9 protein-coding genes are annotated in these 13766 nt (G+C 67.6%); 1 reads left to right on the forward strand and 8 read right to left on the reverse strand.

Translation table 11 applies throughout. The features are described 5' to 3' along the window. The 6 genes from VFU06_17030 to VFU06_17055 form a co-directional block, all read right to left on the reverse strand. Window positions 1-1459: hypothetical protein (locus tag VFU06_17030; GenBank protein ID HEU5211104.1), on the reverse strand; the 1459-nt coding region annotated here is incomplete at its 3' end. Window position 1460: 1 nt separating this feature from the next. Further along, entirely contained in the window at window positions 1461-4790 is a 3330-nt protein-coding gene (locus VFU06_17035) for a discoidin domain-containing protein (GenBank protein HEU5211105.1), read from the reverse strand. Then, on the reverse strand, window positions 4787-5611 hold the full coding sequence (locus VFU06_17040) for a carbohydrate ABC transporter permease (GenBank protein ID HEU5211106.1): 825 nt from the start codon (window positions 5609-5611) through the stop codon (window positions 4787-4789). Before VFU06_17040 ends, VFU06_17035 begins: the two co-directional genes overlap by 4 nt. Further along, a complete protein-coding gene (locus tag VFU06_17045; GenBank protein HEU5211107.1) occupies window positions 5608-6492 on the reverse strand; it encodes a sugar ABC transporter permease in 885 nt (294 codons plus the stop codon). The genes VFU06_17040 and VFU06_17045 overlap by 4 nt, the downstream gene beginning before the upstream one ends. Further along, window positions 6489-7811, reverse strand: a complete 1323-nt coding sequence (locus tag VFU06_17050; GenBank protein HEU5211108.1) for a sugar ABC transporter substrate-binding protein — start codon at window positions 7809-7811, stop codon at window positions 6489-6491. Before VFU06_17050 ends, VFU06_17045 begins: the two co-directional genes overlap by 4 nt. Before the next feature lie 33 nt (window positions 7812-7844). Next, window positions 7845-9281 carry a glucoamylase family protein gene (locus VFU06_17055; protein HEU5211109.1) on the reverse strand — a complete coding sequence of 479 codons (1437 nt, stop codon included), beginning with the start codon at window positions 9279-9281 and terminating at the stop codon, window positions 7845-7847. Window positions 9282-9461: 180 nt separating this feature from the next. On the opposite strand from VFU06_17055, the gene VFU06_17060 reads away from it, so the two are divergent. Then, the gene (locus VFU06_17060) at window positions 9462-9974 is read left to right on the forward strand and encodes a TonB-dependent receptor plug domain-containing protein (protein HEU5211110.1); all 513 of its coding nucleotides are present in this window, start codon (window positions 9462-9464) and stop codon (window positions 9972-9974) included. Between the two features lie 105 nt (window positions 9975-10079). Here VFU06_17060 and VFU06_17065 read toward each other — a convergent pair whose 3' ends face one another. Continuing rightward, window positions 10080-11357 (reverse strand): hypothetical protein, encoded by a 1278-nt coding sequence (locus VFU06_17065; protein ID HEU5211111.1) that lies wholly within the window; start codon window positions 11355-11357, stop codon window positions 10080-10082. Between the two features lie 8 nt (window positions 11358-11365). Continuing rightward, window positions 11366-13766, reverse strand: a 2401-nt coding sequence (locus VFU06_17070) for a TonB-dependent receptor (GenBank protein HEU5211112.1), incomplete at its 5' end; no start/stop codon positions are given.

Consider the following 13766-nt stretch of genomic DNA (forward strand, 5'->3'; position numbering starts at 1 on the left):
CGATGCGCACGGGTTCGTAGCGCGGGACGAAGACGGTTGCTTCGCAGGCGAGGCCGTCATGGGCGTGGCGAAAATGGGTGTAGCCGAAGCCGTGGTGCACGTCGTAGCGGGTGGGCGCGGGCCGCGGCCCCGGAGCGAGTGAGTGGCTCTGGCCGCTGTCCTCGTCACGTACCCAGAACGCTTCGCCGTGGGGATCCGAGACGGGATCGTTGGACCAGGGTGTCAGCCGGTTCTCGCGGCTGTTGGCGGCCCACGTGTGGATGCTGCCACGCTCCGAGACGATGCAGCCGGCGTGTTCGTTGGCAATCACGTTGACCCATGGCAACGGCGGCAGGTGCACGCCTTCGGCGCCGCACGGAACGCGGATCACGTACTCGTCACCGGACGCAGAAAAGCCGCCGTGCCCGTTGAACATGTCGAGATCATCGGCGGCGGGTGGCTGGATCCCGGCGGGCTGTGCGTGCCCGCCAGGCAGCGAAGGCGACGGTTGCGCGGAAACGCCGTCGGCCTTCCACGGTTCCTCGAACGCGACGTTGCGCAGCCAGCGCTCGGGCAGGCCGAGCACGTCCTGTGCGTCGTCACCGCGGGCGGCCGGAGCGGCAATCACCTCGTCGGCGTCCACAGGCGATGCGACACTGTCGAGCAGGCGCTCCAGCGTGGAGGCGTCACCGGCCGCGCAATAGACGGCGTGCACCGAACGCTCCTCGCCGGCGGGCACATCCACGCTGCAGCGGAGAGCGAATACCGGATCGAGCACGCTGCCCGTGCTGCCGCCCAGCGGTTCCCGGCTGCGCAGCGCGATCGGGTCCGCAGCGGTGCGACCGCGACCGATGAAGCGGACGCGATCGGTTTCGTGCTCAACGGCTGCATCGTCACCCGCAAGCAGGCGGTGCGCAAACCAGAGCGGGCGGTCGCCCGGGCTACGGAGGCGTCGCCACGCAACCAGCGCGCGGCGCTCCGCGTCGAACGACGTCTGCACGAAGAGTCGCGAGAACGCGGGATGCGCCGCGTCGGCCGCGGGCGTGTTCAGCACGACGGCGGCGCAGGTCGTCACTTCGAGGCGGCGCGGTCGGTCCGTCGTGTTGCGGATCGTGAGCCTGCGCACCTCGACGTCGCAATCGACCGCAACCGCGACCTCGAGCCGGAGCTCGATGCCGGAATGCCTGCACTCCCAGGCTGCAACGGCGCCGTCCAGTGCAGCCCGGTACGAACCGCCTGCCATGCGCGCGGGCCTCGGTGTCGGGCACCACCACTCGCCGCTGTCGAGATCGCGCACATAGAGGAACGCGCCGTCACCGTCGCGCACGGGGTCGGCTTCCCAGCGCGTCAGCGCATAGCCCCGGTGTGCGGCCATGCCGCCGCCGCGCTCGGTGAGCAGCACCGCGTAGCTGCCGTTCGACAGAACACGCGCCGGGACCCGCGAGCGAGGCGGCGCATCGGATGACTTCAGTGATTCCATGTCAGTAGTGCAGCACGAGACGGCGCGGCAATGACTCGAGCACGATCTCCGTGCCCGACGCTTCGCGTGCCATCCCGTCTGTCGTCAGTGAACGAACGGGCCGGTCGAGCGGGGATCGCACGACGAAGCCACCGGGCGGCGTCGCCAGGGACGAGCCCTCGAAATCAATTGTTACGGTGTCGCCGCGCCGCTCCATGCGGTACCCGACGACACCGAACGGGGTGTGCAGCCCCCGCACCTCGACAGGGCCGGAGGCGAGCCAGTCGGGCAGAACACCGGCGCCGAATACGAGCTCGTCACTCGCCTCGTCGTGGTAGACGAAGATGTCGGTTGCGGAGCGGATGAAGTCGGAGCCGACCCACCCGTGCGGCATGTCGCCGAGGAAGCGCGGCTCGCGCGCATCGCTGGTTACGACCTCCGCCCAGTGGTTCCAGCCGCGCGGGCGGATGTGCTCCATGAACCAGGCGAGTGCCTGCTGTGCGCGCTCGCGCTGGCCGAGCCGGACGAACGTGCCCACGGTCCGCAGTTCGTAGGGCGTGTACGCATCCCACGGCTCTGCGCCGGTCGCGCGCGCCTGGAAGTTCGACCAGTAGCGATCGAACGTGCGGTACAGCGCACGCTGCGGCAGGACGTCCGTCGCACCGGCCGGCGTGATGCCGACCGTCGTCGACGTGGCATCGAAGTCGCCCAGCTCGGCGGCGCCGGGCAGGTAGTCGATGTCGTGGATCTCCATTGCGCGCTCGAGTGACGCGACCAGGTCGCGCTCGAACGCATCACGGAACTGCGCCCAGCGTGCTGCCAGCTCGTTGCGTCCGAGCTGTTCCGCCACGTAGACCGCGTCCCTGAAGCCCTTCAGTGCGAAGAAGTCGTCCCAGTACGAGTGCATCGGCTTGGCCGAGTAGCCCTCGTGGCTGATGGACTGCGGCATCAGCCCGTAGAACACGGCGCTGTCGGCCGTCTCGTACACCGGCGTCATGCGGCTGTGACGCAGCGAGTCCATGTATGCGACGGCGGCCTCGACATGCGGCAGCATGCGCGCAAGGAATGCGTCGTCGCCGGTGAAACGGTGGTACTCGGCCACCAGGTAGATGAGCTGGCCGTGGCTGTCGTTCTCGGGCACCGCGCCGGCGCCGCTCTGGTCGACGCAACACGGCACCTTGCCGTCGTCGTACTGGTACGGCGCGTACCATTCGGCGAACTCACGCACGACGTCCTCGTCGCCCAGGCGCAGCAGCGCCGCCGACGTCATGGAGCCGTCGCGGATCCAGGAGCGCTGGTAGGAACGCGAGCCGGGCTGGATCGCGGGGCCGTCGCGATTGATCAGCACGTACGCGTGGATGCTCTTCAGCAGGTTGCCGAGCTGCGGCGCATCTGATGGGAGCGTGATGTCGTAGCCGGCGAGTTTTTCGCGCCAGCGCTCGGTGGTGCGGGCGAGACTCTGCTCGCCGGCCTCCGCTGCCTGCTGGGCGCCTCTGGCTCCGGTCTGTTCATCGCTGAGACGCGGAGGGCGCGGAGATGGAAGCACGGAGGCTTGCTCGCCGCCGCGGAGTTCACCCACGGTATGGAACGGGACTGCGATGTAAATATCCTCTGCCGCGCCGGGCTGCAATCGAAGATCATACTGCAGGGCGGCGGATGCTGCGGCGAAGCCGTCGAGCGCGGTCAGTGCTGCCGGTGTGAAGGACGCGGGGTTCGGCGTGCGGCCGTCCGTGATGGCCCTGTCGGGCGGCACCGTGCCGTTCCGCATCCAGTGCAGAGCCCCGCCGGCGTCGAAGGTCGCGGCGCCGAAGGAGTCCGGCGGCGTGACGGGGACGACGAGGTGCTCATCGTTGATCACGACGTCTTCATCACTCATCTCGATCGTGCGCACGACCGCGGAGCCGCCCGGGTTGTTCAGGAACTGCCAGGTCGGATTGACCTGAAAGGGACGGAGCGCGACGAAGAGGCGAGTGCTCTGCGGCGCGGCCGTCGTGTTCTGCACGCGGTAGCGGACCCAGAGCGTGGATGCGCCGGGCTCGCCATCGGCCCATGACGTGGTCGTGAGCACGAGATCGCCGTGATCGCGGCGCACGGACGGGATCGGCAGGGCGTCGTCTTCGAGCGACTGCTCGATCGAGCGTGCATCCGCCCAGCCGAGCAGCCGCTCGTCGTGGAACAGGAACGGCTCGAGCGAGAAGCTGCCGACGTCGGGCTCGACGGCGCCGTCCTCGGAGATCAGCGCTTCCTTCTGATCCCCGTCCACGCCCACGATCGTCCAGTACATCTGCTCGCGCAGGAAGTAGCGCGGGTAGAGGCCGGGCGACGCCGCTGCAGCGACGGACTCGAACAGGTTGTTGCGGCTCGTGCCCCACTCGATCGGCTGCACGTCGAGCGAGCGGATGGCGTAGCCGCTGGCGTCCGCGCCACGGGTCATGCGCAGTCGCAGAAAGCGCGACTCGGTTTCCGGCAGCAGCAGCGCGTCGCGCGCTCCGCCGCCGCTGCGGACGCGCCGCACCGTCTGCCAGCTCCTGCCGTCGGCGGACGTCTCGACGTCGTAGTCGTACGCCCGCTGGTCGTCGACCCAGTGCACGAGGATGCCGCCGCACTCGCGCATGCGACCAAAGTCGAGGCGCAGCTCCTGGTCACCGCCGCGCCCGCTGCGCCAGGCACTCGCGCTGTCGGCATCGAGGACTGCGTCGGGGCTGGTGCCACGCGCCGTCGTGCTCGCGGTCACGGAAGGCGTGAGATCGTAGGGCAGCACGGGATCGAGCGGTGTGAGGGTGAAGTCGTCGATCCACACCGTGCCGGCACCGCCCGGCCCTGCAGTGATGGCGAGCTCGATCGCCGCCACGTCACGGATCTCGCCGCCGCCCGCCGGTCCCCATGCGAAGGTGACGTGACGCCTGCGGAAGGAGACCCTGCGCCAGTCCCCTGCGAACTGGAAGCGCGGGCGGTTCACCCACCACACGTTGTCGCCGCTCTCGTCGATCAGCTTGAACTCGAGCGTGTTGTCGGGCGCGTCCGCCCTGAGCCAGAAGCTCAACTCGTAGTTCTCCGGCAGCCTGACCGGCAGGTCTCGCCGCAGTGCAGCCCAGCCGCCGCTGCCCTGGAAGTCGAAGTCGATACGCAGTGCGCTGCCGCCCTGCCGGCCGGCGTCCTGCGACAGGTCGAGGCGCACGCCACTTGCGGGAGCGGGCTGCCACGCCTCGATGGTCTCGAAGTCATCGAGCACACGCGTGTCGGCCGCGCGCTCATCCTGCGCGGACGTACCGGTGCCGGCGCCTGCCGAAGCACAGCCCCACGCCAGCAGCGGCAGAAGCACGAGTCCGACCGATGCGGTCTTCACCATCATCCCTTCACGCTTCCGAGGGTGATCCCCTCCACGTAGTAACGCTGCAGCACGAGGAACACGAGCATGACGGGCAGCACGGTGAGCACCGCACCGGCCATCATCAGCTCCGTGTCCTGCACGCGCTCGCCCGACAGGTTGGCAAGCGCGACCGGCAGCGTGAACATCGAATCGTCGCTCAGCACGATGAGCGGCCACATGAAGTCGTTCCACGTCGACAGGAACGTCCAGATCGCGAGCGTCGCCAGGATCGGGCGGATCACCGGCAGCACGATCGAGAGGTAGATGCGCAGCTCGCCGGCGCCGTCGACGCGCGCGGCGTCCAGCAGGTCGTCGGGAATCGAGAACGCGTACTGCCGGACGAGGAAGATTCCGAAGATGCTCGCCATGCTGGGGATGATCACGCCCCAGTACGTGTTGATCAGTCCCATTTCCCGCATGAGCAGGAAGAGCGGCAGCATCGAGACCTGGACGGGGATGACCAGCCCCATCGACAGCAGGCGGAACACGCGGTCGCGGCCGCGAAAGCACAGCTTCGCGAACGCATACCCGGCCATGGAGTTGATCAGCAGCGAGATCGTCGTGACGACCGTGGCGATGAACGTGCTGTTGAGGAGGTAGCGCCCGAGGTTCAGCCGGGTGAACAGCGCGCGGTAGTGCTCGAATGTCACGGTCTCGGGAAACAGGCGCGGCGGATACGAGTTCGCGGCGCCGGCCGGCATCAGCGACGCCGACACCATCCACACCATGGGCAGCAGCGCGATCACAGCGCCGAGCAGCAGCAGCACGTAGAGCAGCAGGCGCTGCGCGAGCGGCGTCCTCATGCCTGTTCCTTCTGCAGCCGGAACTGCACCAGTGTCCAGGCGAGAATGATCAGGAAGAGCACGAACGCGACGGCGGCCGCGGTGCCCAGCCGCCACCAGCGGAAGCCCTCCTCGTACATCAGCAGCACGAGGCTGGTCGTCGCGCGCAGCGGACCGCCGGCCGTCATCACGTAGGGCTCGGAGAAGAGCTGGAAGTAGCCGATCATCGTGATCACGCCGACGAACAGGAACGTCGGCGCCAGCTGCGGCAGCGTGACGTGACGGAAGCGCTGCAGCGGCCCCGCGCCATCCAGCTCCGCGGCCTCGTACAGCTCGGCGGGGATCGTCTGCAGCCCCGCGATGAAGATCAGCATGTGATAGCCGAAGTTCTTCCATACGGCCATCAGGATGATCGCGGGCATCGCCCAGCGCGGGTTGCCCAGCCAGTCGATCGGGCCGATGCCGACCCAGCCGAGCATGTAGTTGAGCAGCCCGTACTGCGGGTGGTACAGGTAGCGCCACACGATCGCCACCGCGACCAGCGTCGTCACGAAGGGTACGAAGTAGATCGTGCGGAACAGCCCCCTGAATCGCACCAGCCGCGCATTCACGAGCAGTGCTGCGGCGAGTGAGACCGCCACCGTGAGCGGCCCGCCAACCAGCGCGAAGTAGAACGTGTTCCGGACGGCGGTCCAGAAGACCGGGTTCTCGAAGAGTGCCAGGTAGTTGCCGAAGCCGACGAAGCGCGCGTTGTCGAGCGACGCGATCGCGTAGATGTCGAAGTCGGTGAGGCTGAGCAGCAGCGACCCGGCGACCGGCAGGAAGTAGAACCCGCCGATCAGTGCGAGCGCCGGCAGCACGAACCACCAGCCCGCACGCTGGCTCATCGCCGGCGCAGTCACGGTGCCCCCGCTCCGCGCGGCGACGCGACCTCTTCCTGCTGCCGCGCCAGCATCCAGCGCCGCTTCTCCAGGATGCGGCCGGTCGTGCGATCCAGCTCACGCAGCACCGTTCCCGCCGGCGTGCCACCGCGGATCGCCATTTCCGCGTGCTGCAGCACCGCCGTCATGATCGATTCGATCTCGGGCACCGCCGGCAGTGGCTTCACGCGCTGGAGCTGCTCCCAGAACGCGCGCGCGTGCTCGTCGTTCATCAGGTCCGTCTGCTGCCACGTCTCCATGCGCGCGGGCAGGCTGCCCGTCAGCTCGTAGAAGCGACGCTGCTGCTCGGGCCGCGACAGGAACTCGATCAGCTTCCACGCCGCCTGCTTGTGCTCCGAGCCGCTGAACATCACGAGACTCGAACCGCCGGCATGGGAGTAACCGCTCGCCGCACCCGTGGGCCCCGGCATCGGTGCGGTCGCCCACGTGTCCTGGTTCTCCGGTGACAGCCGTCGCTTGAACTCGCCCATCTGCCACGGGCCCGTGATCCACATCGCGAAGAACCCGCGCTCGAACTCCTGGTGCGGATTGGCGACGTCGAACTGCCCCATGGTCGGGGCGAGGTCCCGCTGGAAGAGCGACAGGTAGAAGTCGAATGCCTCGCGGAACGCGGGCTCGCTGAACGCGCCGCGCGCGTCCGTCGTGATCAGCTGCGCTCCGTTCTGCAGCCCCAGGATCACCGGCTGCGCCCACTCGTTGGTCGGCAGGAAGATCGGGTACCGGTCCGGACCGACGACCCGCTTCACGGCCTTCATCGCCTCTACCCAGCCGGCCCAGCTCTGCGGCAGCGAGTCATAACCCGCGGCGGCGAGGATGTCGGAGCGGTAGAAGACCAGCCGCGTGTCGACGTACCAGGGCACGCCCCACGTCGTGTCGTTGATCTCGTTGGTCGCCCAGATCCCCTCGAAGTACGACGACGGCCGGACCGTTTCCGATGCCGCGATCCAGTCATCGAGCGGCTCCAGTGCACCGATCGCGGAAAACTCCGCGATCCACGTGTTGCCGAGCTGCGCGACGTCCGGCGTCGCATTGCCGACATGTGCTGTGAGCAGCTTCTCGTGCGCAGCGGTCCAGGGGATCTGCTGCACGCGCACGCGGATGTCCGGGTTCTCCGCCTCGAACTCCTCGATCAGCTCCGCGACGACCTCGCCTTCCCTGCCCATCCCCCAGAAGCGGATCTCCTGTGCACCACCGGCCGAGGCGTCGCCGCCGCACGCCGCGAACGCGAGTTGCAGCAGTGCCGGAAGCAGCGGCATGAACGCGCGGCCGGGACGTCGCATGCTACGCGTCCAGACGCGAAGGAGGATGACGTATCATGGGACGCGACTCACCTGGTCCAGCCAGCCACCCGTGAACCCCGCCCGCCTGAGTCCCTCGATGACGTAAGGACTGCGTCTCATGTGCTCCCAGATCAGACCCGAGCGGTAGTTCTCCGCCATGAGCAGGATCGGACCCTGGTCGATCCCGAGATAGTCGGTGTCGAACCAGCCGACGCCCGGCACGATGCGACCGTGGCCGAGCCGCAGACCGGGCTCCGTCAATGTCGGATTGAACGAGTCCAGAAAGCCGTACTCGCCCCAGAGATGCTCCCCCCACTGTTCGCGCATCGCTCGCAGCGTGGGGATCGTGACCTCGGGTGCGAACGGGATGGAACCGCCCGTCGCGGTGGGCACGAGCGTGCCGTCGTCGCGCGTCTCCGTGAACGACGTGCCGCGCGCCGAGTACGTCCAGAAGCGACGCTCCTCGCCGTCGATCACGAGCACCGTGTCGGCCGGTCCGTCCGCTGCGCTCAGTCCCCACGCATCCACGCCGTAGCCGCGCCAGCCCATCGGATTGTCGATCGCATACGCACGCTGCGCGAGCACTGCGCGCCGCGAGTTCTCGAACCAGTCGATGCCGTGCGCGCGCATCGTCGAATCCTGGATGCCGCGGAAGTCCACGAAGATGTGCGAGTACTGATGCCCGAACAACGGGGCGAAGCCGACGTGCTCGAAGCCGTAGTACTCACCCCAGCGCGCGCTGCTCATGTACGTGGGCCAGATCGCTTCGTCCACGGGGTGCGTCGGTGAGCCGAGGGCGAGGATCAGCAGGACCATCGCTTCGTCGTAGCCGTGCCAGTCCGACTCGATGTAGCCCGTCTCAGGGTGCCAGCCCATCGAGATACGGTTCGGGTCATCCACCATCCACGCCCAGTCCACGCGCTGATAGAGCGAGTCCGCCAGTGCGCGGATCTCGCGCTCGGCATCGCTCGCGCCGTCGAAGTACTGCTGCGCGAAGAGCACGCCGGCCATCAGCAGCGCCGTGTCGATCGTGGACAGCTCCACCTGCGCGAAGCGATGGCCCGTTTCCATGTCGAGAAAGTGGTAGAAGAGACCGCGGTGACCCGTGACGCCGGAGGGGGCGGCGCCCTGCGGCGCGCGCCAGAGGAAGCGCATCGTCGTCAGCACGCGGTCGGCTGCCTCCCCGCGCGTGATCCAGCCGCGCTCCGCCCCCACTGCATAGCCGGGGATCGCGAAGCCGATCGCGGCCACACTCGAGAACGACTCCGACGGCCAGCGGTCGGGTACGAGGCCGTTCGCAGGATTGGACACATCCCAGAAGAATCGGAAGGTCCGCTCCTGCAGCGTATCGAGGAATGCGACGTCCGCCGCCGACAGCGCGTCGCCCGGGGACGCATCGGGCGCGGTCGCTGGCGCGCAGGCGGCGACAGGCAGGAGCAGGCAGAGGAGGACCAGGGGCGAGCGTCGCATGCACCACCGTCCGGCAGGAATCGTGGCGCCGCGGCAGGATCGCGGCGAATGGAACCGTTTACAGTGTGGGCCGGACGGGTGGGGGTGTCAACGGTGTTGCGGTGGGCGTGCGGTCCGGCACAGGATGAAACTGGCACCCCCCATGCAGCACGTGTGCTCACCCTCTCGCGGAGCGGCCCCATGTCTTCCCACCCCTTGCGACGTGCAGCGCCGGGCGTGCTCGCCCTCACGCTGGTGCTCGGCTGCAGCCTGAACAAGTCCGGCAACGGGGCCGTTGCTGAGCGGGATGGGCAGCTCATTACTGCGGAGCAGATCCGCCTGTCGGGTGCTTCGACGGGGTGGGACGTGCTGCGGCGATTCGGCGAGCACCTGAGCATCACGGATCACGAGCGGGGTCCGGTGCGCGTTACGCGGCGGGGACGGGAGAGCATCTACATCCCGGAAGCGCCGATGCTGCTCGTGGACGGCGTGCGGGTCAGCAGCTTCCGGGTGCTGTCACAGCTGCCCGCGCGTGACATCGAGTCGATGCGGATCCTGACCGGCAGCGAGGGAGCGACCCGTTACGGAATCCATGCGGCGAGCGGAGTGATCATCGTCGAGACGTTCTACCAGGATCCAACGCGCGCGGCGGCCGACACCACGGCGGCGGCGGTCCGCGTGGGCCAGGCGCGACAGCCGCAGGACCGACGTTGAGCGTGCGGAAGCGGGTGTCGCAAGGCAATGCATCCGTCGTTCGAACGACACGGGCCCGGAGCGAATCGCTCCGGGCCCGTGTCTTCGTGATCCAGACGGGAACGGTCAGAAGTTCGGGTTGTTGTCGACCTCCTGACGCGGAATCGGCAGGCAGGTGACGTCCCCGAATTCAGCGCCGAACTGAGTGGCGTAGTAGGGGCTGCCAGCCGGCGGCACGTACGGTGTGCTGTCCGGGTTACGACGCCAGTCGCCCAGGTGCGTCCCGCGGAGGAAGAGGTCGCGGGCCTTCTGGTCGAGCAGCTGTACGAGCGTGCCGGTGTCGTCGACGAAGTCGATATCGTCGCCGCTCTCGGCGGTCGGATCGGTCCGCTCTGCGATAAGTGCGATCGCCGGCGCGGGATTGCCGGCCTTGAGCGCGGCCTCCGCGCTGAGATAGCGCGCCTCGAGGCCAGACGCGAGCATCAGGGAAGCGCCCCAGCCCGGATAGACGTCCTGGGCGTAGAAGTCGAAGTCGTTGCCCTGGCTCTTGACCGGTGCGCCGCTGTTGTCCAGCCACAGCTCGTAGGCGATGCGATCATCGTCGAGCTCACGGTAGTACGGCGGCACGACGAGGGCAGAGCGTGCGAGCGTGAAGCTCCACACGGTGTTGCCGAGGCGCCCGCGGTTGGACGGGTCGTCCATCTTCGGCACCTCGTACTCGAAGTCGGCGTCGACGTTGCCTGCAGCGGCGACGGCCTCGGGGTACTCGTCACGGAACAGGTGCGCACGGGCCTTGCCGACCCACGCCGCCTGCACCATGTCGTCGAGCCCCGCCGCGGTTCCGGCCGCGATGGCGGCGTCGAAATGAGCGACTGCGGCGCCCATCCCCTCGGCCGGTGTCATGGGCGCGCCGAGGTTGTGGAGACCGCTGCTGATGACGACCTGGCAGAAGTTCTCCGCCTCGAGCAGGATCGCCCACCCCGCGCCGAGGTGTGCCATGGTCGCAAGCTCGTTGTCGACGACGTCGTTCTCTTCCATGATCTCGAGCACACGCTCGTTGGTCGAGATGGCGAACGCGATCGGCTCGTAGACTTCGGTAGTCAGCGTGCCGTTCGTGTACTCGACGACGCGGCGCCCGATGTCGTTGCGGGTCGGGAAGGTGTCACCGACCCACGCCTCACCCGAGAACCACGCGCTGTAGACGATCAGGTCGTCGAGCGCGTCGAACACGTCCTGGAGCGCCGAGGCTGCGAACGTCGGCAGGAAGCGGACGGGATCGATCGTGCTCTCGTCGATAACCGTCGGGTCCGGTACGTCCAGGAAGTCGTCGCATGCGAGCGGCGTCGCGACCATCCCGAGGATGGCCGCCAGCCGGACGTAGCGGTTCTGATAAAAATTCATCATTTCCGTCCTCAGAAGGTCAGGTTGAGCTTGGCGACCCAGCGGCGCGGTGACGGCACCGTCAGGAAGTCCTCGCGCTGGAACGTGGCTGAGCCCGTGTTGCGCGTCGCCTGCGCGAGCACTTCGGGGTCGTGGCCGTCGTACTCGGTCCACAGCTTCAGGTTGCGCACGCCGAGCGTGAGCGACGCGTTGGTCGCGCGCAGCGCCGACGCCATGTTGTCGGGCAGCGTGACCGTGAGCGCGAGCTCGCGCAGGCGAACGAAGTCGCCATCCTGGATGTACGCGTCCTGGACCTGCGTGAACGGGATCGGATCACCGTCCTCGGTGAAGAACGGGCCGAAGCGGGCCGTCACCTCGTCGCGCGAGTATCCGGGTGTGTCATAGCGCTTGACGCCGAGCTCCGAGTTGCTGAACGAGCGGTCACGGAACTGCGCCGTGTTGTTGTAGATCTTGAAGTTCTGCTTCCAGTCGAGCTGACCGCTCAGCGCGAAGTTCTCGAAGACCGTGAGGGTCGTCGCGAACGCACCCTCGAAGTCGGGCAGCAGGTTGCCGAGCTCGACGCGCTCGTTCGTGACGATCGCGGTGTCATTCTGGATGCGCAGGATCTTGTAACCGTGGAAGACACCCAGCGGCAGACCCTCGTCGAAGCGGTTCTGCGTACCGAACGGCTCGACGATGCCGAGATCGATCAGCTCGTTGTGCAGCGTGCTCGCCGCGACATTGAAGTCCCAGCGGAAGTTCTGCACGTTGACCGGCGTGCCGCGCACTGCGACCTCCCAGCCCTTGTTCAGCACCTCGCCGATGTTGCGGAACGGGTTGCTGCTGTAGCCGGAGGACGGCGGCACCGGCACCGTGAGGATCAGGTCGGTCGTCGTCTTGTGGAAGTACGTGACGTCCAGTCCGAGCCGCTGATCCAGGAAGCCCGCCTCGAAGCCCGCCTCGAACTCGGTACCCTTCTCCGGCTTCAGCTCGAAGTTGCCGGGCCGGTCCGGCGTCACACCGCTGCCGGATTCACCGGGGATGATCGAGTAGGGTGCGGCGTTGAACGTCTCCAGCGATGCACCCGCGCTCGGCGCGCGACCGGTCGTGCCATACGCGAAGCGCAGCCGCAGCGACGGAACGATGTTCGCGATCGGATCCCAGAAGCTCTCGTCCGAGATCACGTACGAGACGCCCGCCTGCGGCAGGAAGAACGGGTCCGCCTCCTCACCGAACGAGGAGAACTGGTCGATGCGCGCGCCCAGCTGCAGGTAGAGCCGGTCCCAGAACGCGAGGTTCGCCTGGCCCAGGTAGCCGACCGACGTCGTCTTCTGCCAGTCCTGGTCCGCAGAGATCTGCACGGCATCGCCGATCACGCGGTTGTCGTTCGTCACGAAGTTCGTGCCGAAGCCGGCCACGTTGTCCAGCACTTCCGCGATGGCCTGGAAGCCGACCGAGAAGTCCGCCTTGAACTCGTCATTCGAGCCGAACAGCGTGCTGAACGTACCCAGGTAGTCGACCGTGTAGACGTCGAAGTTGACGCGCTCTTCCTCGAGGTCGCCCAGGTTGAGGTCGCCGGTATACCACTGGTCTTCGTTGCGGGGGAAGAACTGCGTGCCCTGCGTCCGCGAAACGTCCGCACCCAGCGTGAGGCGGTTCGTGAACCACTCCGCCGGCGTGTAGTTGGTCGTGATCGAGGGCGTGTAGCGCAGCGTCTCGAGCGAGCTCTCGATGTTCGTGATCGCGACGTGGTTCCGCGTGCCGATGTACCAGCCGCCCCACAGCGTGTCACCCGCCTGGCGCACACCGCGCGGGTTGCCGAGCAGACCGCCGCCCAGGAACCCGTAAATGTTGTTGTCGTTGATCGGGAACGTCGACTCCGTGTTGCTGATCGCCAGGCCCGCCTCGAAGCGCAGGTCCGAGCGCGGCACGAACGTGAAGTTGACGCGGCCGGACCTGCGGTCCAGCGCATTGTTCGGGAGCGTCGCCTCCTCGTCGTCCCAGCCCAGCGACACGTAGTAGCCGTAGTTCTCACCGCCGCCGCGACCGCTGTACCCGATCGAGCGCAGGTGCCCGTCCTGGAAGGTATTGTTGCGGAGCAGCGGCTGATCCGATATCGGTGTGCCAACCGCCAGGCCATGGCACAGCACCACCGGACTGGTCGTTGCTACGTCGGAGGCCCGGCAAGCGGCCCAGTTCAGCGGCGGCGTCCAGTTCTGATCGAGCTGGTTGTACTCCAGCGAGATCGTCTGCGTGTACCGGTTGGCTCCCGGACGGCCCTGCTTGGTGATGATCTGGATCACGCCTGCCGATGCGTCCGCACCGTACATCGTCGCGGCCGCCGGCCCCTTCACGACTTCGATGCTCTCGATGTCCTCGGGATTGATGTCGAATAGCTGTCTGACGCCCTGCCCGCCGACGTCGATATCCGTT

The sequence above is a fragment of the Longimicrobiales bacterium genome (assembly GCA_035764935.1).
In the GTDB taxonomy this organism is placed as follows: Bacteria; Gemmatimonadota; Gemmatimonadetes; order Longimicrobiales; family RSA9; genus DASTYK01.